Origin of the sequence: Brevundimonas aurantiaca, assembly GCF_904830995.1 — a bacterium.
GTDB lineage: Bacteria > Pseudomonadota > Alphaproteobacteria > Caulobacterales > Caulobacteraceae > Brevundimonas > Brevundimonas aurantiaca.
In genome coordinates, this window is the sequence record NZ_CAJGVD010000001.1 from 2,824,559 (window position 1) to 2,847,829 (window position 23,271).

Below are 23,271 nucleotides of genomic sequence, written 5' to 3' on the forward strand. Positions count from 1 at the left end.
GGATGGCGGCTGGATCACGACCGGGGACCAGTCCCGCCTCATGCAACACGAACCGCTGATGATGAGGCGGGCGGCTGTCGAGGCGACGGGCCAGGCGGTGCTTCTTGACCCGCAGACGCCGCTTCAAACCATGGTCGGCTTCGGCGCCGCCATAACGGATGCGTCGGCGTATCTTATCCAGAGCCGGATGACGCCCGCTCAACGCGACGCCCTGATGCGCGACCTGTTCGGCCGGGCGGACGGCGGGCTGGGGTTCGACTTCACGCGCGTGACGATCGGCGCGTCCGACTTTTCGCGGAGCCACTACAGCCTCGCAGATCAAGCCGATCCCTCGCTGGCGGGGTTTTCGGTCGCGCCCATGGCTGCGGAGGTGTTCCCCACGGTTCGCCAGGCCCTGGCGATCAATCCTCAGCTCAAGATCATGGCCACGCCGTGGAGCGCGCCGGGCTGGATGAAGACGACGGGCTCCTTGATCCAGGGAGAGTTGAAGCCCCAATACTATTCGACCTATGCCGAGTATCTGACGCGCTATATTGCAGAGGCTGCGGCAGAGGGCGTGCCGACCCACTATATCAGCATTCAGAACGAGCCTGACTTCGAGCCCGACTCCTATCCCGGCATGCGGTGGGGACCACAGGGGCGCGCGACGTTCATCGGGCGGGACTTGGGACCCCGACTGGAGCGGTCGGGGGTGGAGACGAAGATCCTCGACTGGGATCACAACTGGGACAAGCCGGAGCAGCCCTTGGGCGTATTGGCCGACCCTGAGGCCCGGGCCTATGTCTCCGGCGTCGCCTGGCATTGCTATGCAGGCGACGTCTCGGCCCAGTCGAAAGTGTTCGACGCCTATCCCGACAAGGACGTCTTCTTCACGGAATGCTCCGGCGGCGAGTGGGCCCCCGCCTTCAAGGACAGCTTCGTCTGGACCATGAAGAGCCTGATCATCGGCGCAGTGGAAAACCATGCGCGCGGCGTTCTGATGTGGAACATCGCCCTGGACGAAAACCATGGTCCGCACGCGGGCGGATGCAGTGACTGCCGCGGCGTGGTGACGATAGACAGCCGAACCGGCGCCGTTCAGAAGAACCAGGAATACTACGCCTTTGGGCACGCCAGCCGATTTGTACGCCAGGGCGCCAGGCGCGTGACGGTGGCGAAACCGGAGGGGCTTGAGGCGGTCGGTTTCGTCAATCCGGATGGGCGACGGGTGCTGGTGGTCCTGAATCCGGCGGACGTTGAGGCGCGCTTCGATGTCGGCGAAGCGGGCCGGCGGGCCCAGGTCCTCCTGCCGGCCTCCAGCGCCGCCACCTACGTATGGAGCAGCCCGCGCTAAGGCCTATCTTGTCAAAAATGCAAAAGGTGGTAGCGTGTTGGAAGCGCTTCCAATGAGCGCCAACAAAGAAGGACGCAGGCCCAAGGGGCGCTGCGCCGAGGAAACGTGAGGGGAGATCAAATGCGCAGCGCATTCGCTGGGGGCAGTTCCATTCGTTCAAACCAGGGTCGCCGTCGCCTCCGCGTCACGGCTTCGGCCTTGGCGCTGGCTTCCGTCCTGCCGACGGTCGCCGTCGCCCAAACCCAGACGCCGCCGTCGGGCGCCGACGCCGCTCCGACGGAGGTCGAGGAGATCGTCGTCACCGGTCTTCGGCGAGGACTGGCGGATTCGATTTCCATCAAACGGCGGGAAACTTCGATCGTCGAAGCGGTCTCGGCGGAGGATATCGGCAAGCTGCCCGATGTCTCCATCGCGGAATCCATCGCCCGTCTGCCTGGGTTGGCGGCTCAGCGCGTCAACGGCCGCGCCCAGGTGATTTCGATTCGGGGCCTGGCGCCGGATTTCACCACCACCCTGCTGAACGGGCGTCAACAGGCCAGTTCGGGCGACAACCGGGCGGTGGAATTCGACCAATACCCGTCCGAACTGCTGTCCGGCGTCGTCATCTATAAGACGCCGGACGCCGAGGTCTCGGGCATGGGGCTGTCCGGCACGGCCGATCTGCGGACCGTGCGGCCATTGACGTTCGGCGACCGCGCCGTGGCGGTCAACCTTCGCGGCGAGATGACCGAAGGCGACGCCCTCAACGATGATATCCGCAACTATGGCGGACGTTTCTCGGTCAGCTATATCGACCAGCTGGCGGACGGGACGCTTGGCATTGCGCTCGGATACGCCCACCTGGATTCCCCGTCGCAGAACAAACACTACAAGGCCTATGGTTATGAGTCGTTCGGCGGGGTCTGCGAACCCAGCGCGCCCGGATCGACCTGCACTGTCGATTCCGTCCAACCGGACAGCGCCGACACGGCCCTGCTGCTGAACGGACAGGAAATCTTCTCGACGTCACGCCTGAATCAGCGCGACGCGGTCATCGGCATTGTCGAATGGCGTCCGAACGAGCGGGTCCATTCGATCCTCGATCTCTACTATTCGAAATTCGAGCAGGAAGAGACCACGCGGGGCGCGCAGTGGTTTTCGAACGCCTGGGCTGACGACGCCTATTTTACGGGGGTCGTGACCGAGGATCGCGGCGGCTCGTCGTTCGGCCGCAGCGGCACGATCCACAACGCCGTTCCCATCATCCGCAACGACCGCAACACCCGCGAAGACGAGATTTTCTCGGTCGGCTTCAACACCCAGTACGAGCTGAACGACCGGACCCGCCTCGTCGCCGACCTGTCCTATTCGAACAATCGTCGCCGCGAGACCATTCTGGAAACCTACGCCGGCTATGGACGGGGGACGGGCGGCGTGACGCCATCGACGCCGAACGTCGGCCGCACCCTGGACGTCATTGACTTCACGGTGAACGACGACGGCTATCCGACCTATGCCGAAGGTCTGGACTATGCGGACGCCTCGCAGGTGTCGCTGGGTGACCGGGCGCCTTGGGGCGGCTGGGGCCACGACGGAGCCATTCGCTTCCCCGACGTCGAGGAGACCATCCAGTCCGCCGATCTGAAGATCGAGCGCGACATGGAGGGCTTCTTCAACACCTTCACGGCCGGCGTAAACTACGCCAAGCGCGAGAAGTCCAAGAGGGTCGATGATTATGACCTGTTCCTGAAGAATGGCCGGCAGCAGGTCTATGTTGACGCTCAGTATCTGGAAACGCCGGTGTCGCTGGACTGGGCCGGTTTCGGCAATGTCCTGGCCGTCGATCTGAGCCGTGCGCTTGACGTGTACTACGATCGCGCGCCGATCCTCGACGCCAACTATTTCGACAAGAACTGGGATATAGAAGAACAGGTCACCACGGCCTTCGTGAAGCTGGACTTCATGGGTGGTCGCTGGAGCGGCAATGTCGGCATGCAGGCCGTCGTCCAGAACCAGGAATCGACCGGCGTCGTGATCAACGGCACCGAGCCCGGCGCGCCGATCACGCCGATTTCCGTCACCAAGGGGGCGGACTATCTGGACATCCTGCCGAGCCTGAACCTGATCTATGATCTGGGCGGCGGGCATCGTCTCCGTTTCGCTGCGTCACGCACCATGGCGCGGCCGCGCATGGACGAGATGCGGGCCAATGTGACGCCGGGCTTCAACGCCCTGGTCTGCACGGGCCAGACCTGTCCGCCGGGTTCGACCGTCAACCCCTGGTCCGCCTCGGGCGGCAATCCGAACCTGGAGCCTTGGCGAGCGAACGCCTTCGACCTCGCCTATGAATGGTACGTCGACGCCACCACCTATCTGTCGATTGCCGGATTCTACAAGGATCTGGAGACTTACATCTATGTCCAGAACGGCACCTTCGACTTCACCGGCATACCCCTGCCGTCGACGGCGTCCTCTATTCCGGCGGGTGTGAACATCAGCCCGATCGGACAGATCAGCCTGCCGGCCAACGGCAATGGTGGAACGGTTCAGGGGCTTGAGGTCAGCGGCGCCTTGAACTTCGGTACGGTGTGGGCGCCGCTGGATGGACTGGGCTTGTTGGGCAGCATCTCCTTCACGGAGTCGGATCTGAATCCGGCTCCGGATGGACAGACGGTTCGCATCCCCGGCCTGTCCGGCACGGTCTACAACGTCACCGCCTACTACGAACACGGCGGCTTCCAGGCGCGGATCAGCAAGCGGTTCCGCGAAGCCTTCAAGGGCGAGGTGGTGCAGTTGTTCGCGACGCGCGGCTACACCGAAATCCTGGACGACGAGCAGATCGACGCCCAGATCGGCTACACCTTCGAGGAAGGGCCTCTGGAGGGATTGGGCGTCCTGTTCCAGGTCAACAACCTGACCAACTCGCCCTATCGGACCCGCCTGGGTCTGGACAGCGGCGGCACGACGACGGCCGACGGCGGCTCCCTGCCGGAGACCTACGAGGAGTACGGTCGCCAGTTCCTGTTCGGCGTCAACTACCGGTTCTAGGGCGCCCCTCCCACGGCCCTGGACACTGGGGCGGGGCGGCCTGTCCGTCCCGCCCTCTCTATTCGCTCATTCGGCCCCTGTAGCATCGAGAGACGGCGCATGACCCTTCGCAAGACCAAGCTTCTATCCCTGCTGCTTCTGGCCGGGTCCGCCCTTGCGCCGATGAGCGCCGTCGGCCAGCAGACCGCCCCCGGTCAAAGTCTCCCGGACTGGCCGGCTCTGACCCCCGCCCACGCGCCGGACGCCGCCATGGAGACGCGGATCGCCCGGATCGTGGCGGGCATGACCCTGGCGCAGAAGATCGGTCAGATGACCCAGCCGGACGTCCGCTACATCACGCCCGAAGAGGTGACCCAGTATTACATCGGCTCGGTCCTGAACGGCGGCGGCGCCTGGCCCGCCATGAACAAGCGCGCGACCGTCGCCGAATGGGCGGCCCTGTCGGACCGCTATCACGACGCCGCCCTCGCCACCGACATGGCGGTGAAGATCCCGCTGATCTGGGGTACGGACGCGGTGCACGGCCACAACAACGTCTCCGGCGCCACGCTTTTCCCCCACAATATCGGCCTGGGCGCCGCCCACGACTCCGATCTGATCGAGCGGATCGGCCGCGCCACCGCGCGCCAGGTGCGCGCCACCGGCATCACCTGGGTCTTCGCCCCCACCCTGGCGGTCGGCGAGAACCGCCGTTGGGGCCGCACCTATGAGAGCTATTCCAGCGATCCTCAGCAGGTCGCCGAATATGGCGAGGCCCTGGTCCGCGGGCTTCAGGGCGACCTGACCGGCGACGGCGACGTGGTCGCCACGGCCAAACACTATATGGGCGACGGCGGCACCTATAACGGTCAGGACCAGGGCGAGACCCGCGCCACCCGCGCGGAAATGATCAATCGCCACGCCGCCGGCTATTATTCGGCCATAGAGGCGGGCGTGCAGACGGTCATGGCCTCCTACAGCAGTTGGGACGACGTCGCCGCCGGCCACGACTACGGCAAGATGCACGGCAGCCGCGAGATGCTGACCGATGTGCTGAAGGACCGGCTGGGCTTCGACGGCCTGGTGGTGTCTGACTGGAACGGGATCGAACAGGTGCCCGGCTGCGCCAAGGCCGAATGCGCCCAGGCGATCAACGCCGGCATCGACATGGTCATGGTCCCCGAAGACTGGAAGGCCTTCATCGGCAACACCATCGCTGACGTGGAAGCGGGGCGCATTCCAATGTCGCGCATCGACGACGCCGTGACGCGGATCCTGCGGGTCAAGATGCGGTCGGGCCTGTTCGAGCACGCGCCGTCGGAAAGCCGCTACAACGGCCGGGCGGAGGCCGTCGCCGCCGCAGACCTGGCGCGCGAGGCGGTGCGCAAGTCGGTCGTCCTTCTGAAGAATAACGAGTCCGCCCTGCCTCTGGTCCCGGGCGAGAAGATCCTGGTCGTGGGCGACAGCGCCGACAGCCTGTCCAACCAGACCGGCGGCTGGTCCCTGACCTGGCAGGGGACAGAAAACACAAATGCCGACTTCGCCACCGGCGCCACCCTGTTGCAGGCCCTGACGGCCCAGTTCGGCGCCGAGAACATCGTCTATTCCCGCGACGCGGTCGGGGTGGACGTGACCCGGTTCGCCAAGGTGGTGGTCGTCCTGGGCGAGACGCCCTATGCCGAGTACCATGGCGACGTACGCTTCCCGGCGCCCGTCCAGTACAGCCATCGCCGCCCGAACGACCTGGCCCTGTTGCACGCCGTCTCGGGCAAGGGGGTTCCAGTGGTGTCGGTGCTCTATTCGGGCCGTCCCGCCTATGTGAACGACCTGATCAACCTGTCCGACGCCTTCGTCGCCGCCTTCCTGCCGGGCACGGAGGGGGCGGGGCTGGCCGACGTCCTGTCCGGCGGGCCCTATGACTTCACCGGTCGTCTGTCCTTCGCTTGGCCGGGATCGGCTTGCAGCACCGGCGAGCATGAGGGCGAAGTGGTGCAGTTCGCGCGCGGCTATGGCCTCAGCTATGCGCGGCCGGTCCACATGAACCCTCTGCCCCTGCCGCCGACGCCTAACGTCTGCGACCCCATCGGATGATCGCCGCCCAGTAAGCCTGCGACCTGCGGCGGGGCCTCAATGGCGCGTCAGCCGAACAAGGTCGCAGGGCCGCCTGCGGAGACGCCAACCAGGCGGCTACTTCAGCTGGCAGAGATCCAGCTTGTCCATGTCGGTATAGTCCAGGTTCTCGCCGCCCATGCCCCAGATGAAGGTGTAGTTGGAGGTGCCTGCGCCCATGTGGATGGACCAAGGCGGGCTGATCACCGCTTCGCCGTCCTGGACGATGATGTGGCGCGTCTTGTCGGGCTGGCCCATGAAGTGGAACACCCGGTCCGTCTCCCCCAGGCCGAAATAGAGATAGGCCTCCGATCGGCGGTCATGCAGATGGGGCGGCATGGTGTTCCACACCGAACCGGTCTTCAGCACCGTAACGCCGAGCAGCAGTTGGCACGACTTGACCTTGCCGGGCACGATATACTGGTAGATCGTGCGTTCGTTGGAGGTCTCCAGCGCGCCCATCTCCAGCGGCGTCGCCGCCTCGATGGGGATCCTGACCATGTCGTAGCGGGCGTGGGCGGGGGTCGAGACCAGATAGAACCGCGCCGGATCAGCCGCGTCATCGGAGGCGAGGATCACCTCGGCGGCGCCCATCGGCACATAGAGGCCGTCGCGGAAGTCAAGTCGCACGGTCTCGCCGTCGATGATCGCCGAGCCTGCGCCCCCGATGTTGACGACGCCCAGTTCCCGGGCGTGCAGGAACGGCTTGCCGGCCAGGGAGGCCGGCTCTGAATGGCGGGGCAGGGCCAGCGGCGCGTCGGTCGGCACGGCGCCGCCGATGATCAGCCGCTCATGATGCGAATAGTTGAGGCTGATCCGGCCGCGCTGGAACAGGCCGGACACCAGATAGCGGTCGCGCAGCTGCTCATTGGTGGCGCCGTCCACCATGTCCGGATGAGTGGCCTGATAAACCTTGTCGTACATCTTGTCGTACATGTCGCTCTGCCTCGGTTCGGGTGTGGGGGGGGGCGGGAGTGGGACCGGCCGCGTTCAGGGCGCCGGACGGAAGTCGAACGCTTGATCGGCGGCGAAGGCCTCCCATGAGCGGCGGTCGGAAAAGTCGAGGCCGCGGGACCAGGCCGAGCCCATATAGTAGACGAAGGGCCGGCCCGGCGTGACCCGCACCAGCATCAGATAGTTGTCCGCATCCTCGGCGAAGCCTTCGACCATGGACGGGTCGGCGACGACGGCTATGCCCAGGCTGCCGTGCTCGGGATCTTCCGGCTCCCAGAACATCATCCGCCCGGTTGCGGCGTCGCGGGTGACGAAGCCGGCGCCGTTGGCGTTCCGTCGCTTTGAGATGCCGATGCCGACGATCAACGGGGCGTCGGAGTTCGAGTTCAGCGTCGAGGTCATCCGGGTGAAGTTCGACCCCAGCGGCAGGCTGAACGCCCGCGTCTCCCAGACGTTGCGGACCACATCGACCGGCCAGGGGCGGTAGGTCACACTGAACCGGGCCTCATCGCCGCCGGTGCGGGTGATGGCGTGGGTGGAGAAGTTGCGGCTGGTCCACAGCTTGTTGTCGTACCAGACGCCCAGGCCCCCTGCGCCGCGCCCGCGGCCGACGTCGTAATAGTCCAGCCCTTCACCCCGATCGACGTGGTAGTTCGGGAACTTCAGCTGGCGGTCCATGAAGGGATAGCGGACCCGCTTGGCCCAGACGTCGATCCCCGACCCGGACGGCGGTTCACGCCCCTCCAGGGCCGGACCATAGATGCGATGCGCGACCCGGTCGTTCTCCCACAACAGATCGTCCAGCCGATCGGGCGCGAAGCGTGCGACGGCGCGCGGCGTCTGCAGATCCGCCGGCGGCGGGGCGAGCGGCGCGATGGTCGAGGGGCGGCCCAGGACGGCGGGATCATAGGACAGGGCGGCGGTGGCCCGCATCTCGGCCTCGCGGCGGCGGATCTCTTCCGGTCCCCTCACGGTGACCGGAGCGGGCGGCGTCGGCGTGGTGGCGGCGATCACCTCAGCGGTGTCCCGCGCAGGCTCCGGCTCGGGCAGGGACTGGGCCGGTCCGTTCAGATCAGCGATCTCCAGCCCTGCCAGGATGTAGGTTCCGGTGGCGTAGAGGCCGGTGTCGTCCGCCGCCGTCGAGACCGGCTGGTCCCCTGTCTTCTGGGCGGCGCCCAACAGGCCGCTGGGCAGGACATGACGGTTCAGTGCGGCCCAGCCCTTCAGCACGTGGGGCAGATAGGCCTCTCGGTCCAGCAGGCCGTGATTGACGCCCCAGGCCAGGGCGTAAACGTAGAAGACCGAGCCGGAGGTTTCAGCCTCCGGGTAGGCCGCCGGGTCCAGAAGGCTGGCGCGCCAAAGCCCGTCGTCCTGCTGCAGCTCCGCGATCCGTCCCGCCATCGCCTGAAACAGATCGACGTAGAAGGGGCGGCTCGGCAGGTCGGCGGGGACCGATTCCAGCCAGCGCGCCAACCCGCCCATGACCCAGCCATTGGCCCGCGACCAATAGATGCGGTCGCCGTCGGCATCGCGGTGGTCCTGGTCCTTGAACCGTTCGTCGCGCAGGAACAGGCGCTCCTCTGGGACCCAAAGCCGATCGGCCGTGCGCCGCCACTCCTTGTCGGCGGCGTTCAGATATTTGGGGTCGCCTGTGATGGCCGACATGCGCGCCAGAACCGGCGGCGCCATATAAAGGGCGTCGGCCCACCACCAGACCAGGGCGGGCGTCTCCTCCGCCCGCGCCAGATGGGGAATCTGCCAGTCCAGCCTCTGACGCAGAGGCATCAGAACGCCTTCCTGGCCGCGTCGCGCGTAAAGCTCTTCGTACAGATCGCCGATGGCGATGTCGTCGGCGTTCAGCAGGGTCTTGCCGGACCGGGCCCCGCGCAGGCTGTAGTTATAGTGGTCGGCGACGGCGCTGAGGAATCGCAGCGTCTTCGGATCTTCCGTCACCCGCGCCAGGCGCGCCGCCCCCACATAGAAGGTCGCAGCCACCCAGTTGGACGACATCTGCGTCAGATTGCTGCCGGTCGACAGAGCGATCGGCTCGGCGGCCATGGCGGCGATCTGGGACGAGGCGACATAGTCCACCGCCGCCATCGTATCGCGGCGGGAGGGCAGGCCAGCGGCTTCCGTATAGAGGGTCGGCCGGGGCCGCGGGCTCAGCCAGTCCGCCTCGACGCCGGGCGGCAGTGCGGCTGCGCTCGAGGCGATGGCCTCAGACGCGGCCGGGGCGGCCGGGGCCGGGGCGGGTTTGGGACGCCGTCTGGGCCAGGGCCGGGCCGGTGAGGACGAGGGCGGTGGTCAGGCCGGTGGTCAGCGCCAGACGGGTGCGCGAGGGCAGGGGCATTGGCTTTCCTCCGGCGGCGCGTGAAGGCGTCGCTCTCTTCGTTGTCGTTTGCGCCGGCGCGCGTGGTAACCGGTGTCCTTCCTGTGCGGCGCACGGCCGCACGCGCCGCTTCGGCTTGCCAGGACCATACCGTCCGCTATCGTGAGACGGAAGAGCAGAATATGGGAAGCGGCTTTCTGCGGTCAAATGGCCGCGCCCGTTTCCTCCCTCTGCAGAGTGCGAAAAGGCCCGCCATGAATCGTCGATCCCTTCTTCACCTCGGCCTGACCGGCGTCCTGACCTCGGCCGCGCCCGCCCTTCTGCCCGCCGTCGCCCGAGCGCAAGGCGGACAAATTCATGATGCGGCGGACTTCGGCGCCGTCGGAGACGGCCAGACGATCAATACGCGCCCGATCCAGGCGGCCATCGACGCTGCGGCGGCCGAGGGCGGCGGCACGGTGGTGATCAGGCCCGGCCTCTACCTGTCGGGTTCGCTGTTCGTGAAGTCGGGCGTGACCCTGATGATCGGGCGAGGGGCGACGATCCGGGGCCTCAAGGACATCGCCGCCTATCCGATGATCCGGACCCGCGTGGCGGGGATCGAGATGGATTGGCCGGCCGCGCTGCTCAACATCTATCGTCAGCAGAATGCGAAGATCACCGGCGAGGGGCTGGTGGACGGCGACGGCCAGGTCTTTTGGGACAGCTATTGGGCGTTGCGGCGCGACTATGATCCGCGCGATCTGCGCTGGGCCGCCGATTATGACTGCCGCCGCCCGCGTCTGATCCATCTTTATGAGGCGGATCAGGCGGAGGTCTCGGGCCTCAATCTGGCGCGGTCGGGCTTCTGGACCGTCCACGTCTGCTATTCGCGCGACGTCACCGTTTCGGACCTGATCATCCGCAACAACATCGGCGGGCGCGGCCCGTCCACCGACGGGGTGGACATCGATTCCTCGGAACGCGTGCTGGTCGAGCGGTGCGACATCGCCGTCAATGACGACGCCCTGTGCATCAAGGCCGGGCGCGACTGGGACGGGCTGCGCGTGGCCCGGCCCTGCCGTCAGGTGCGGGTGAAGGACTGTGTCGTGCGCGACGCCTTGGCCGGCATGACCTTCGGCAGCGAAACCTCCGGCGGGTTCGAGGACATCGAGGTCTCGGGCCTCAGGATCGAATATCCGGTGCCGCTGGGGATCTTCTTCAAATCGGGCCACACGCGCGGCGGCGTCATCTCCAACATCCGCCTGCGCGACATCCATCTGCAGGACGTGCGCACCCTGTTCCGGGTCAACCTGAACTGGTACCCCAACTACAGCTACGCTCGGATTCCGCCTGGCGTCGCGGACGTCCCGGACTATTGGCGGGCGCTGGCGACGCCGGTGCCCCGCGACCGAGGCGTGCCGCGCATCCACGACGTCCGCCTGTCCGACATCAAGGCCGCGGGGGGCAAGGTTGGATTCGAGGCCGCCGCCTATCCCGAGGCGCCGCTGAAGGACTTCCTGTTCGAGCGCCTGGACTGGGACGTCCACGACGCCGGGACCATCGCCAACGCCCAGGGCTGGCGCTTCGTCGACTGCAACATCGACACCCTGGACGGCAAGGCGCCGCGTGTGACGGATTCGGCGCGCGTCACGGGTCTGAGTGACAGGGCCTGAACCCAGCTTCCCACCGTCAGGCCAGGCGACAAAAAACGGGCCCGGAGCATTGCGCTCCGGGCCCAGTCAATTGCGCTGAAGAGGTCAGAGAGGGAAGGTCAGTACTTCCAGCGCAATCCCACGGCGATCTCTCGGCCGGTGTGACGGTAGTCGGACACGCGGTCCGCCACATCGACATAGCGATCGTTGTATTCGTCGGTCAGGTTGATCCCTTCCAGGGAGAAGGTCAGGTTGGGCGTGATGTCGTAGGACATCGATGCGTCCAGATAGACCGTGTCGTTCATGCCTTCCTCGGAGTTGCCGTTGCTGCCTGGGAAGGACATCAGATAGCTGCTGCGATAGGCGGCCGAGGTGCGCGCCTGGAAGGGGCCCTTCTCGTAATAGAGGGTGGCGTTGACCGTATTCTTGGACTGGCCCGTAAGGCGGTTCTTGCCGGCGGCGCCGTAGTCGACCTCGGAGTCCACATAGGTGAAGTTGCCGATGAAGCCGAAATTCGACCAGAAGCCAGGCAGGAAGGTGAACGGCTGCTGATACTGAATCTCCAGCCCGTGCAGCGTGCCGCCCTGGCCGTTCAGCTTGCGCGTGACCTGGAAGACGTCCGTCGGGCGCGCCGCCCCCTGCAGCAGTTCGTCCGGCAGGCCCAGGTCGCTCCACACGATCGATTCCGTCACCGAGGTGATGAAGCTGTCGATGTCCTTGTAGAAGACGGCGGCGGCCAGCAGGCCCTCGTTCTGGAAGTACCACTCGACCGACATGTCGTAGTTGGTCGCGCGGAATGGATCGAGCAGCGGATTGCCGTAGGAGACGGTGCGGGTGGTGGGCGAAACGCCGCCGCCGGGGGTCAGATCGCCCAGCGAAGGCCGCGACATCACCTTGGCCGCGCCCAGCCGGATCACCAAGTCTTCGCGCGGCTCGATCGCCAGGTTGAACGACGGCAGAACGTCGTCATAGTCATTGTTGGCGGTGACGTATTCATAGGTCGGACCGGCCGGGGTGGTGATGGTCTGCCAGCCCTTGGATTCCACCTCGGTCCGGGCGTAGCGGACCCCGACGTTGCCCCGCACCGTCACGGCGCCCAGCTGGGTGTTGAAGTCGGTCTGAACGAAGACGCCCTGATCGGTTTCGTCCACTTCCCGCTCGCTGCGGTTGGGGGTCAATGGGTCGTCATAGACGCTCAGGAAGTCGGCGATCTTGCCGATGTCAGGCACGATGAAGTTGAGGCTGGAGCCCGCCGGCACGCCGATCTTGCCGTCGATGCTGACGATCTTGCCGATGGAGTCGACCCCGGTCAGACGGTCCGCGCCGACGGTTGCGGTGTTGGCCCGCGAAACACCGAAGTTGCTGAAACCATAGGTGCGGTATTCGCCGCCGAATTTGAAGGTGACCGCGTCGGACCAGTCGTATTCCAGCGCGCCGGCCGCGACCTGGTTGTCGAAGTCGCCGCCGCTGGTGCTGCGGGTCGCCTGGATCAGGGTGAAGTCTTCGCCCGAGGTGGTGTCGAAGCCGTAGTTGATCAGCGGCAGACGGTCGTCGCCTCGGAAGTCGATGGTGTAGCCGTCCACATCCGACTGCTCGAAGGCGTAGGCGACGTTCAGCGGGGTGCGGGCCTCCGACTTGTTGGCGCCCAGCTTCAGATTGCCGCGGAACCGGTCGGTGAAGTCGTGGCGGACGTTCAGCGAGGCCTGGGCGAAGGTGCTTTCATTTCGCGTGAAGCCGTTTTCCGACCGCACCAGGACATTGTCGAACACGCCGTAGGAGAAGGCGTTCTTGGAGGCGTCGATCGCATAGTCGCGCACGACGACGCTGTTCACCGCCGCGCGGCTGAAAGACCAGGCCTCCAGGTTCGGGCTTTCGAGTTCGGAGTTCAGGCGCGACCACAAAAGGTCCAGCGCCACCTCGGTGCGGGCGCTGGGCCGCCATTGAAGGGCGGCGGTCACGCCCAGGCGGTCCTCCTGGGTGTTGCCGAAGGTGTAGCGCGGAATGCGCGGATAAAAGGCGTTCAGCACCTCGGTGCGTTGGGCCGCCGTGGTGCAAGGGATGCAGCCGCCGAGGTTCTGACCCACGCCGTAGGGCCGGCTCGCGTCGCCCTGCTGCCAGCGGGTGGTGTTGAAGCTTTCCAGGATCGGCGACCGCTCGGAATAGGCGGCTGAGATCAGGGCGCCGAAGGTGCGGTCTTCATTGGTCCAGCTCAACAGACCGGCCAGGCGCGGCACCGTCTTTTCGGACAGGTCGTTATAGGAGCCCTGGACCGACAAGGCCGAGTTGAGGCCGCTGCCGCCGAAATCCATCGGCCGGCCGGTCTGCAGATCGACCGTGGCGCCCAGGGAGCCTTCTTCGATCTCAGCCGACTGAGTCTTGCGGACCTTGATGCTGTTGAACAGCTCCGAGGCGAACATGGAGAAGTCGAAGCTGCGGTTGCGACTGCCGCCGGACGCCGCCTGGGCCTCCAGGCCGTTGATGCGGGTGCGGGTGAAGTCCGAGCTCAGGCCCCGGACCGAAATGGTCGTGCCCTGGCCGTTCACCCGGTCGATGGTCACGCCGGGCAGCCGCTGGATGGCTTCGGCCAGGTTCTGATCCGGAAAATCGGCGATGTCCTCGGCCAGGATGGCGTCCACGGCGCCGGCCTCGCTGCGCTTGATGTTCAGCGCCTGCTGAAGGCTGGAGCGGAAGCCGGTGACGACAATGTCCTCGACCTGGGCTGCTGGCTGATCGGCGACCCCTGTCGGCACGGGCTCCTGCGGCGCCGTTTGCGCGACGGCCGGCAGCGCCAAAGACAGCGCCGCCAGGGATACGCCGACGGCGCACGAATTGCGGAGGTTGATCCGTTGCATCCTGTTCTCTCCCCATCCGGCGTCTGTGGCACCGGTGTCATTTCTTGGTATGGCGTCGCACATGATCGGACGCGCAACGTACCGTTTTGTGCAACAGCTTCTCGTATTTTGCAATACGTGGCGGAGTTAGCCGGGCAAGACCGGCTTGCGCCCTCTCAATCTCGGGCGACAGAGGCCGCATAGACGTGATTGCGACCGTGCATGTTGGAGACGAACAGCACCCACCGTCCGTCCGGCGTGAAGGTGACGTTGGGCTCCAGCCGATAGTCGTGGCGGCCCATGTCCACCAGCCGCTCGGTCCGCAGATATTCGACCGAGATCAGGTCGTCCTGATCGCTTTCGGGGTCATGATCGACCACCGGTTCGGGGCGCAGAAGCACCAGCCATTTGCCGTCCGGCGCATGGGCGACCATGTCCGCGTCGCCGCCGTCGCCGGCGAAGAAGCTCCCGTCGGGCGAGCTGTTGAAGTGCACCGACCAGCTGTTCTGCTCCAGGCGGCGATAGACGCGCTTTCCGGTTTGAAGGTCCACGGACGCCACCCAGAAGACCTGACCCCGCGGCGTCTGCAGATCATACAGGACCTGGCGTCCGTCAGGACTGAACCACTCGTGGCCGAAGATTTCGAAATTCATCGTCCGCTGGTGCAGTTTGCGCAGGTCCGTGCCGTTCGTCTTGATCGTCCACATGCGATCGACCCGGTGCCAGGGCCCTTCGTGCGAGAAGATGATGCGCTCAGGGTCTGTGGGCGAGAACTGCGGATGGTTCAGCCAGTCTCTGGCCGCATGGACGACGCGGCGTTCACCGGTGCGCAGATCAATGACGAACAACTCCATCGGCACGCGCGCGGCCCAGCGCTGAAGCATCCGCACGCCCTTGGCCTTGGCGAAGTTCAGCGGACGGCCGTCGGGGCCGACGGCGGCGTACTCGGCCTGTCCTGCGCGGCGATTGCGCGGATCGGCGGCGTCGGGCTGGAGCGGCGCGTCGCCATAGGCCACCGTCCCGACCACCAGGGTCTCGTCGGCGTTGATCGAACTGAACTGGCCCTGTTCGATCCGGGCCAGACGTCGGGTGCGGCCCGTGTCGATATCGACGGCGAACAGGGTGCGCGGCCGATCGGTGGGCTGGCCTTCGCCGGCATCAGAGACAGTGTAGTAGGCGGTCCGCGTCCTGCGGCCCGTGACCATCAGGTCTGCGTCCGGGTCGGCCACCAGCACAGAGCGTCGAAAGCCGTTGTCGAGCTCGACCTTGATGATGCCCTGGGGCGAGGAGAAGAGCAGAACATCCCCCTCGGGTGTGAAGCTGTTGCGGTAGAAGTAGAGCTTGCTCCCGCCCTCGTCCCCCGACAGGCGCACAATGCGATGGCCGGTCTTGGGGTCGATCCAGTCGGTCGGAACCGGCCCCTCCCAGGTCGGCCAGGGCGGCGGCGCCTCGCTGGCCTGATGAATGGGCGGGGCGGTGTTGGGCGCGGGGAAGACCGGCGCGCCGGCCGGCCCGGCCTGGGGCGGCCCTGCCTGGGTCGTCGCGGCCTGGGCCTGGCCGGCAAGCACGCCGGCGGCGGGGGCGGCCAACAGGGCCTTGAGGGCGGAGCGTCTGGAGGTCGTCATGGGGGCGATCCTGTCTTTCGGGTTCAGGGGGCAGGCGTCAGGCCTTCGACCCGCACGGTCCAGCCCTCCTTGGGGAAGCCGGGCGCGTGGCCGCTGGACCCGTCCCATCCGGCGGCCATCAGGCCGACAGCCATGAGTAAGGAGCCGTTGGACGGGAAGTAGGCTTCCGCCGCGCGACGATAGCCGGGGCCGTCGGGATTGACCGCCATCTGGACTCCCCCGGCTCCCGCCGAGACGGGCACCAGCTCGTCGGCGTGCTCGTCCAGATGGACGCGCGGCGTCATGCCGGTGACGCCCCACTGATTGTTCTTCAGGTCCGCGAACAGCCAGTCCACGGCCTTGTCGGGTTCACCCAGGCGGGCGGCGGTCATGGCCATCATGGGGAAGTCCCATCCCCAGGTCTGGCGCACGTCCCAGTTCCGCTCCACCGCTTCGAAGGTGCGGCGCATGGCGGCCGGGTCGATGCGAGCGCCTGGGATGAAGCCGTACGCCATCAGGAAGGAGGGGTGATCGCGGTTCTTGCATTGAGCCGCCGCAGCGTGTCTGCGGCAGGCGTCGGACATGGCCGTCTCCCAGAAGTCCGGCACGTTTTCGACCGGCAGATAGAGGCCGTCCTTGATCGGCGGCGGCGCCATCTCGGCCAGGGCCTGATCCCAGTCGGCGCGACGGGCCTGGCCCTTGCGTTCGCGCCAGGCCTGCGCGGTTTCCAGCCCCCAGCGAAAATACTCGACCTCGAAGGCGGGGTTCACCGTGGTCAGGGGATCATAGTTTTCCTGCGCCGGAATCATCGGCGGTCCCAGGTTCAGCCGGCCGTCGCGTTCGATGGGCCAGGAGGCCAGGAGGTCGGCGGTGGCCTCGACCAACTCGTCGTATCGATCCAGTACGGCGGGATCCCTCTCGGCCCGCCACACCAGCTCGGCCAGCAGGATCGGATGCGGCTGCTGCCACATGATGAAGGGCGAGACGAGGCTGGGGCTGTTGCGGCCCTCGGGTCCGACCATCTTGGGCCACCAGGCGCCCTTGACCCGGTGGCGGGCGGCCTCGGCGCGGGCCTGGTCCAGATGGCCGACATACCAGGGCAGACTCCGCTCCAGCATGTCGGCATGGCCCCACATGGCCTGCCAGCCGGCGTGCCAGGGGTGCATTTCCAGGTGGAACTTGCCGTACCAGCTGTTGGAGAACAGACCCTCTTCCTGGGGCGGCAGTTCGCCGGCGCCGTTCAGGGCCGAGAGGTATTGCGACAGGACTACGCGGCGCTCCAACTCGGGTGCGCGGGGATCGGTGGAGCCGCTGAAATCCACGGCGCCGCCCTGGGTCCAGAACCCGTTCCAGTGGGCGGCCGTCGCCTGGACGCCGGCGCTGTAGGCCGGTGTCGCGGGCGCTCGGTCCTGCCGATCGAAGCGGACCATGACGGTCAGCCGGTCGCGACCGGCGGCGACCGCTCGGAAGTCGTCGGCGCCGGTTTGCTCGATTTCACCGGAAGCGGTGATGCCCGAATAATAGCGGGTGTCGTCCAGGGTGCGGCGAATGCGGACGTCGCCCGCGTCTTGGGCGACGACGGTCAGGCTTTGGGCTCCCGAGGCGTCAAACGACGTCGGATCGGGATTGATGGCGGGGGCGACGCTTGGATAGCGGACCTGAACGCCCAGGCCTCGCGTGGAGACCAAGGGGGAGACGATCTCGACCATAACCATGTCCAGGCTCGGGTGGACGCGGGTGACGACCTCGACCGGCTGGCCGTCATAGGTGAAGCGGCTGGTCAGGGCCCCGGACCACAGGTCCAGCGTCTGGCGGGTGTGAGCGACCTTGGCGAAGTCCAGCGGCCTGCTGTCGGCGAAGGTCAGGCCGATGCGACTGAGAGAGAACCGATGCGGATTGGCCCGCAGCCAGGTGTAGGCGGGCTGGGTCTCGGCCACCGCCCACGACTTCATCCAGGCATAGGGTTGTTCCCCCCGTCCCGGCACGGGCACGTCGATCAGGCCGTCCTGTTCGGTATAGCCGTTCGGATTGGGAAAGCTGTGCCAGGCCCACTGCGCCATGGTCAGCAGGGGGGACAGTTCCGAATACTGTTCCGGAAAGGTCTGCAACCCCGTGATGTCGGCGGTGAAGCCCAGGGTCCCATTGCCCAGCATGATCGGCGCATGAGGGTCTATCGAGGTCAGCGTCACATTATGGCGCGTGACCAGGGCGTGTCGGTCGATCGGCGCGACAGGCGCGACGGCGACGGGCGCGACTGTCTGGGCGCAGGCCGCGGTGGGGCCGGCCATCAGGGTGAAGGCGAGAAGGGCGGCGCGGAAACCCATTACTTCGCCTCCGCCTTCAGCCCCAAGCCCGCGCCCTTCCATCCGTACCAGGCGACGACCGCGAAACAGACCGCAGGCATCAGGAAGGCGACGTTGGCGCCGTAGAGGTCGGCGATCCTGCCCATCGGCCACGGCAGCAGCACGCCGCCGCCGATCGCCATGACCATCAGGGACGAGGCGCGCTTGGTGGCGGCGCCCAGCCCGGTCGTGCCCAATGCGAAGATGGTCGCGAACATGGTCGACATGAAGAAGAAGACGGCGATCAGGGCGACCGGCGAGACGATATTGATCCCGGCCGCCACGACCAGGGTCAGGACGACATTGATCAGGCCATAGGCCGTCAGCAGGGCGCGCGGCCTGATCTTCAGCAGCAGGGCGGTGGCGAAGAAGCGGCCGACCAGATAGCCGATGGCCGCCAGCGACAGCATGAAGGCGCCTTGCTGCGACGTCAGGCCCTGCCAGTTGTGGGTCACCAGATTGATGAAATAGGCGCCGATGCCGACCTGGGCGCCGATATAAAGGGCCTGGGTGATCACGCCGGCGACGAAGTGCGGCTGTTTCGACAGGGGCAGGGCGGGAACGTCGCCCTCGGCCGAGCCGTGGTCCGACAGGCCGGTCTCCGGCAGGCGGGCGCGCCAGACGGCCAGGGCGAACAGGATCACCCCGACGGCGATCAGGCCGTAGACAATCTGGATCGAGCGGGTCGCCCCGCCCAGAGCCTGGGTCGTCGTCGGGCTGAAGAAAACGGCGCCGCCGATCAGCGGCCCGAAGAAGACGCCCAGGGCGTTAAACGATTGGGCCAGGTTCAGCCGCTGAGACGCCTTGGCCGGATCGCCCAAGACGTTGACGTAGGTGTCGGCGCTGGTTTCCAGAATGCACAGGCCGGCGGCCAGAACGAACATGGATCCGACGAAGGGCAGGAAGGCCCCTGCGCCCGCCGCCGGGATGAACAGCAGGGCGCCGATCGCGGTGACCGCCAGGCCCGACACGATGCCGAACTTGTAGCCCCGGGCGTGCAGCAACAGGCCCGCCGGGATCGACAGCAGCAGATAGGCCCCGAAATAGGCGATCTGCAGCCAGGCGCTGTCGGCCTGGCTGATGCTGAGCGTCTCCTGGAAATGCTTGTTCAGCACGTCCAGCAGGCCATAGGCCAGGCCCCAGATCAGGAAGCAGGCGATGGCGAAGGCCAGCGGGCCCTTCAAGGAACCGGCAGGCCCCGAAACTGAGGGCTGGGCCAGACCTCCGGGGGTGTGGGCGGCGTCGGTCTCGATGACCATTGGGGCTCTCCTGGTGTTTCTCGCGGGCCTGGCCGTCTTTTCGCGGCCTCGGCGGGTGGGTGTCAGATGCGGTAGATCGCCTCGGCGTTGGCGGCGAACAGGCGGTCGCGCTCTTCGGCCGAGAAGTCGGCCGTGATCGCGTCGAAGGCGGAATAGAAGGCGTCGAAGGTTCCGTGGACCCGCTCGACCGGGAAGTCGGAGGCGAACATGGCCCGCTCGGTCCCGAAGGCGTCGATACACTCCAGGACGACGGGGCGAATGCTGTCGGGGGTCCAGGCGCGGTCGGTGATGCCGAGGCCGGAAATCTTGATCGAGACCTGGGGTTGGGCGGCCAGCAGGCGCAGACCCCGCTTCCAGCGCTCCATTCCCGCCGCGTCGCGGTCGGTCGGCAGTCCGGCGTGATTGACGATCATCGAAATGTCGGGGTGACGCGCGGCGATGATGGCGGCGGTCGCCATCTGCGACGGATAGAGCTGGAGGTCGAACGACAGGCCGTGCCGCGCCAGTTTCGCGAAGCCTGCCACCCACTGCGGATCTCGCAACAGGTCTCGGTCGGTATAGGTTTTCAGCGGATCCTCGTGCCAGCAGACGATCTGGCGCACGCCGCGTACGTTCGCGCGGGCGGCGTGAGCCTCCAGCAGGGCGTCCAGGTGTGGGTCAAGCATGTCGGCGCCGGCGACGATCGCGTGTGGATAACCGGTGTCATCGGCGAGCGATTGTAGCCAGTCTGTTTCGGCCAGTTGCCGGCCTACCGGCTGGCCGGCCTCGACGTGAACGATCTTTTCCACACGCCAGCCGGCCGTATCGGCCAGATAGTCGTCCAGCAGATAGTTCGCGTTGGCGATGGACGACATGTCCCCGGCTGGATTGTTCGGCAGGGGATCGTCCTGAAGCCAGCCGTAGCGCGCCCGTGACAGGTCCCACAGATGGACGTGGGAATCGACGATGCGGAGATCCGAGCCCACCGCGTACACTCAGTAGGTCGTGCGCCCGCCAGACGTATCGAACGTCGAGGCGGTGGTGAAGCTGCACTCTTCGGAGGCCATGAAGCAGACCATGGCGGCGCTCTCCTCGACTTCGCCCAGGCGCCCCATGGGGATTTTGGAGCGCATATAGTCGACCTGGCTCTGGGGCAGTTGCTCCAGGATCGGGCTTTCGAAGGTGGCGGGGGTCAGGCTGTTGGCGATGACGCCCTGGCCGGCCAGTTCCTTGCCCAGAGACTTGGTGAAGCCGATCACCCCCGCCTTTGACGCCGAATAGGCGCTGGCGTTGGGATTGCCTTCCTTGCCCGCGACCGAGGCGACGTTGACGATCCGGCCGTAGCCGTTCCGAAGCATGAAGGGCACGACGGCGCGGCAGCAGTAGAAGACGCCGTTCAGATTGATGTCCACGACCCGCTTCCAGCTGTCGATCGGAAACTCTTGCACCGGCGCGGTGGCGCCCGTGACGCCGGCGGAGGCGACCAGGATGTCGATGCGGCCGCCCAGCGCCGCGTTCGAGATCTCGGCCGCCGACGCGACCGCCTCGGGATCGGCCACGTCCAGGGCCACGGTCGTCACGGCGCCGACCTCAGTCGCGGCGGCCTTAAGCGTGTCCGCGTTCAGATCCCACAGCACCACCCGGCCGCCCTCGGCGACGATGCGGGCGGCGGCGGCCTTGCCCAGGCCCGAGGCGCCGCCGGTCACGACGGCGGCCCGGCCCGCAAAACGTCCTTCATAGGCGCTCATGCGACCAGATCCCTGGACCAGGCGACCACGGCCTGACGCTGGCTGCCCAGCTTGTCGATGCCCAGCTCCATCACGTCGCCGGCCTTGAGGTAGAAGGGTTCGGGCTTCTGGCCCAGGCCCACGCCGGGCGGGGTGCCGGTGGTGATCAGATCCCCCGGCTCCAGCGTCATGAACTGGCTGACGTAGGACACGATCTCGGCGACGCCGAAGATCATGGTCCGGGTGTTGCCGGTCTGCATCCGCTTGCCGTTCAGGTCCAGCCACATGTCCAGGTTCTGGACGTCGCCGACCTCGTCGGGGGTGACGATCCAGGGGCCGACCGGACCGAAGGTGTCGCACCCCTTGCCCTTGTCCCAGGTGCCGCCACGCTCGGTCTGGAAGGCGCGCTCGGACACGTCGTTGATCAGCACATAGCCGGCCACATGATCCAGGGCGTCGGCCTGTTCGACGTAAGACGCGCGCTTGCCGACGACGATGCCCAGCTCGACCTCCCAGTCGGTCTTCTCAGAGCCGCGCGGGATGACGACCGTGTCGTTCGGTCCCTGAAGGCAGGACACCGCCTTGGCGAAGACGACGGGCTCCGACGGAATGGGCAGGTTGGATTCCTCGGCATGGTCGGCGAAGTTCAGGCCGATGGCGATGAATTTACGCACGCCGTTCACCGGCACGCCGTAACGCGGCTGACCTTCGACTACCGGCAAGCCGGCGGGATCGACGGCCTTCAGCGCGGCCAGACCTTCACCCCACAGCTGGTCGGGCGTGATGTCGGCGACCACGCCGGACAGGTCTCGGATGCGGCCCTCCGCATCCAGCAGGCCGGGCTTTTCCTGGCCCCTGGGGCCGTAGCGAAGCAGTTTCATGAGACGGGGGGACTCTCGACTAGCGGGCGTAGGGGCGGTGCAGGGCGATGTCGCGGTTCAGCTCCACGCCGAAGCCTGGCGTGTCGGGAACCTTGAGCCTGCCGTTGACCGGCACGGGTTCGCCGATCAGCTGCGGATGGAACATGGGCACGACCTCGTCGGCGCCGGGAGCCATCATCAGGAACTCGGCGAACGGGCTGTTATGGCGCGTGATAACGAAGTGGTAGGAATAGACGCTGGACCCGTGCGGGATCATCAGCACGCCTCTGGAATCGGCCAGGGCGGAGATCTTCTGCAGTTCGGTGACGCCGCCGCACCAGCCGACGTCCGGCTGGATGATGTCGCAGCATTCCATTTCCAGCAGCATGCGGAAGCCCCAGCGGGTCGCCTCATGCTCGCCGGTGGTCACCAGCATCCCCTTGGGGGCGTTATTCTTCAGCGCCTGATAGCCCCAGTAGTCGTCGGGGCTCAGCGCCTCCTCGATCCACTTCAGACCCAGTTTGTGCGCTTCATGGGCCAGGCGGGTGGCGTAGTTCAGGTCCAGCGCCATCCAGCAGTCGAACATCAGCCAGAAGTCGTCGCCGCAGGCGTTCCGCATGGCCTCCAGCTCGGCGAGGTTCTTCTTGAGGCCCTCCTCGTCCTCGGCAGGGCCGTGGTGCAGGGGCATCTTGCCGCCGATGAAACCCAATTCCTTGGCTTTGTCGGGGCGCGCGCCGGTGGCGTAGAAGGTCAGTTCGTCGCGCACGGCCCCGCCCAGCATGGCGAAGACCGGCTCCTGGCGCAGTCGGCCCAACAGATCCCACAGGGCCAGATCGACGCCCGAGATGGCGTTCACCACCAGACCCTTGCGACCGTAATACTGGGTGGAGAAATACATCTGGTCCCAGATCTTCTCGACCTCGGACGGATCGCGGCCTTCCAGGAAGCGGGCCAGGTGTTTTTCGACGATATAGGCGGCGGGTTCGCCCCCGGTCGTGACCGCGAAACCGACGACGCCGTTCTCGGCCTCGATCTCGACGACCAGCGTGCCCAGCACATTGATGCCGAAGCTGCGGCGGCTCTGACGATACTCGGGATATTTCGCCATAGGCGTGGCGATATGGTCGTCGATCCAGTGGCCGTCGCCCTGATCGTGATAGTCGGCGCCGCCGCCGGTCCCGTCGTTCTTAACGACAAAGGCGCGGACATGCTTGATCCGGGGCAGGCGGCTCATTGCGGACCCGCCAAAAAGCGGCGATCCGCTCCCATATTTCGGGATTTCACTGGCTTTCCTCCCTGCGACA

Annotated in this window: 15 protein-coding genes; 4 read left to right on the forward strand and 11 right to left on the reverse strand. The window is 66.4% G+C overall.

The window, feature by feature from the left end; genetic code table 11:
• The first annotated feature begins 40 nt into the window (after positions 1-40).
• From JMT67_RS13940 to JMT67_RS13950, 3 genes are all read left to right on the forward strand, one after another.
• The gene (locus JMT67_RS13940) at positions 41-1,333 is read left to right on the forward strand and encodes a glycoside hydrolase family 30 protein (RefSeq protein ID WP_233455888.1); all 1,293 of its coding nucleotides are present in this window, start codon (positions 41-43) and stop codon (positions 1,331-1,333) included.
• Positions 1,334-1,453: 120 nt separating this feature from the next.
• Positions 1,454-4,360, forward strand: coding sequence for a TonB-dependent receptor (locus tag JMT67_RS13945; protein ID WP_054765012.1), 2,907 nt, complete (start codon positions 1,454-1,456; stop codon positions 4,358-4,360).
• A gap of 99 nt (positions 4,361-4,459) precedes the next feature.
• Positions 4,460-6,430, forward strand: coding sequence for a glycoside hydrolase family 3 protein (locus tag JMT67_RS13950; RefSeq protein WP_201463795.1), 1,971 nt, complete (start codon positions 4,460-4,462; stop codon positions 6,428-6,430).
• A gap of 96 nt (positions 6,431-6,526) precedes the next feature.
• Here the strand turns inward: JMT67_RS13950 and kduI are convergent, their stop codons facing one another.
• The 3 genes from kduI to JMT67_RS16425 form a co-directional block, all read right to left on the reverse strand.
• Positions 6,527-7,372 carry a 5-dehydro-4-deoxy-D-glucuronate isomerase gene (gene kduI / locus JMT67_RS13955; protein ID WP_201464062.1) on the reverse strand — a complete coding sequence of 282 codons (846 nt, stop codon included), beginning with the start codon at positions 7,370-7,372 and terminating at the stop codon, positions 6,527-6,529.
• A gap of 66 nt (positions 7,373-7,438) precedes the next feature.
• The gene (locus JMT67_RS13960) at positions 7,439-9,502 is read right to left on the reverse strand and encodes a glycoside hydrolase family 88 protein (protein ID WP_201463796.1); all 2,064 of its coding nucleotides are present in this window, start codon (positions 9,500-9,502) and stop codon (positions 7,439-7,441) included.
• Positions 9,503-9,620: 118 nt separating this feature from the next.
• The gene (locus JMT67_RS16425) at positions 9,621-9,752 is read right to left on the reverse strand and encodes a hypothetical protein (protein ID WP_267904153.1); all 132 of its coding nucleotides are present in this window, start codon (positions 9,750-9,752) and stop codon (positions 9,621-9,623) included.
• A gap of 233 nt (positions 9,753-9,985) precedes the next feature.
• Between JMT67_RS16425 and JMT67_RS13965 the strand changes: the two genes are divergently transcribed.
• A complete protein-coding gene (locus tag JMT67_RS13965; RefSeq protein WP_201463797.1) occupies positions 9,986-11,386 on the forward strand; it encodes a glycoside hydrolase family 28 protein in 1,401 nt (466 codons plus the stop codon).
• 98 nt (positions 11,387-11,484) lie between these two features.
• On the opposite strand, the gene JMT67_RS13970 is transcribed toward JMT67_RS13965, so the two are convergent.
• From JMT67_RS13970 to rhmD, 8 genes are all read right to left on the reverse strand, one after another.
• Positions 11,485-14,217: a TonB-dependent receptor gene (locus JMT67_RS13970; RefSeq protein ID WP_201463798.1), complete on the reverse strand. Its 2,733-nt coding sequence runs from the start codon at positions 14,215-14,217 to the stop codon at positions 11,485-11,487.
• A 155-nt stretch (positions 14,218-14,372) separates the two neighbouring features.
• Complete coding sequence (locus JMT67_RS13975) at positions 14,373-15,821, reverse strand: oligogalacturonate lyase family protein (RefSeq protein WP_201463799.1); 1,449 nt, start codon at positions 15,819-15,821, stop codon at positions 14,373-14,375.
• Between the two features lie 23 nt (positions 15,822-15,844).
• Positions 15,845-18,124, reverse strand: a complete 2,280-nt coding sequence (locus JMT67_RS13980) for a hypothetical protein (RefSeq protein ID WP_201463800.1) — start codon at positions 18,122-18,124, stop codon at positions 15,845-15,847.
• On the reverse strand, positions 18,124-19,401 hold the full coding sequence (locus JMT67_RS13985; protein WP_152949720.1) for a sugar MFS transporter: 1,278 nt from the start codon (positions 19,399-19,401) through the stop codon (positions 18,124-18,126). The genes JMT67_RS13980 and JMT67_RS13985 overlap by 1 nt, the downstream gene beginning before the upstream one ends.
• Before the next feature lie 62 nt (positions 19,402-19,463).
• Positions 19,464-20,366 carry an amidohydrolase family protein gene (locus JMT67_RS13990; RefSeq protein WP_201464063.1) on the reverse strand — a complete coding sequence of 301 codons (903 nt, stop codon included), beginning with the start codon at positions 20,364-20,366 and terminating at the stop codon, positions 19,464-19,466.
• Positions 20,367-20,375: 9 nt separating this feature from the next.
• Complete coding sequence (locus JMT67_RS13995) at positions 20,376-21,128, reverse strand: SDR family NAD(P)-dependent oxidoreductase (RefSeq protein ID WP_201463801.1); 753 nt, start codon at positions 21,126-21,128, stop codon at positions 20,376-20,378.
• Positions 21,125-21,988, reverse strand: coding sequence for a fumarylacetoacetate hydrolase family protein (locus tag JMT67_RS14000; protein WP_183217617.1), 864 nt, complete (start codon positions 21,986-21,988; stop codon positions 21,125-21,127). The genes JMT67_RS13995 and JMT67_RS14000 overlap by 4 nt, the downstream gene beginning before the upstream one ends.
• 19 nt (positions 21,989-22,007) lie before the next feature.
• A complete protein-coding gene (gene rhmD, locus JMT67_RS14005; protein WP_183217619.1) occupies positions 22,008-23,201 on the reverse strand; it encodes an L-rhamnonate dehydratase in 1,194 nt (397 codons plus the stop codon).
• Positions 23,202-23,271 lie beyond the last annotated feature (70 nt).

What these genes read in the sequence shown, in the direction of transcription:
- JMT67_RS13940 (WP_233455888.1), top strand. Translation starts at nt 41, where the DNA reads ATGCAACACGAACCGCTGATGATGAGGCGGGCGGCTGTCGAGGCGACG.
- rhmD (WP_183217619.1), bottom strand. Translation starts at nt 23,201, where the DNA reads ATGAGCCGCCTGCCCCGGATCAAGCATGTCCGCGCCTTTGTCGTTAAG.
- JMT67_RS13975 (WP_201463799.1), bottom strand. Translation starts at nt 15,821, where the DNA reads ATGACGACCTCCAGACGCTCCGCCCTCAAGGCCCTGTTGGCCGCCCCC.
- JMT67_RS13995 (WP_201463801.1), bottom strand. Translation starts at nt 21,128, where the DNA reads ATGAGCGCCTATGAAGGACGTTTTGCGGGCCGGGCCGCCGTCGTGACC.
- JMT67_RS13965 (WP_201463797.1), top strand. Translation starts at nt 9,986, where the DNA reads ATGAATCGTCGATCCCTTCTTCACCTCGGCCTGACCGGCGTCCTGACC.
- JMT67_RS13970 (WP_201463798.1), bottom strand. Translation starts at nt 14,217, where the DNA reads ATGCAACGGATCAACCTCCGCAATTCGTGCGCCGTCGGCGTATCCCTG.
- JMT67_RS13960 (WP_201463796.1), bottom strand. Translation starts at nt 9,502, where the DNA reads ATGGCGGCGGTGGACTATGTCGCCTCGTCCCAGATCGCCGCCATGGCC.
- JMT67_RS13950 (WP_201463795.1), top strand. Translation starts at nt 4,460, where the DNA reads ATGACCCTTCGCAAGACCAAGCTTCTATCCCTGCTGCTTCTGGCCGGG.
- JMT67_RS13945 (WP_054765012.1), top strand. Translation starts at nt 1,454, where the DNA reads ATGCGCAGCGCATTCGCTGGGGGCAGTTCCATTCGTTCAAACCAGGGT.
- JMT67_RS13985 (WP_152949720.1), bottom strand. Translation starts at nt 19,401, where the DNA reads ATGGTCATCGAGACCGACGCCGCCCACACCCCCGGAGGTCTGGCCCAG.
- kduI (WP_201464062.1), bottom strand. Translation starts at nt 7,372, where the DNA reads ATGTACGACAAGGTTTATCAGGCCACTCATCCGGACATGGTGGACGGC.
- JMT67_RS14000 (WP_183217617.1), bottom strand. Translation starts at nt 21,988, where the DNA reads ATGAAACTGCTTCGCTACGGCCCCAGGGGCCAGGAAAAGCCCGGCCTG.
- JMT67_RS16425 (WP_267904153.1), bottom strand. Translation starts at nt 9,752, where the DNA reads ATGCCCCTGCCCTCGCGCACCCGTCTGGCGCTGACCACCGGCCTGACC.
- JMT67_RS13980 (WP_201463800.1), bottom strand. Translation starts at nt 18,124, where the DNA reads ATGGGTTTCCGCGCCGCCCTTCTCGCCTTCACCCTGATGGCCGGCCCC.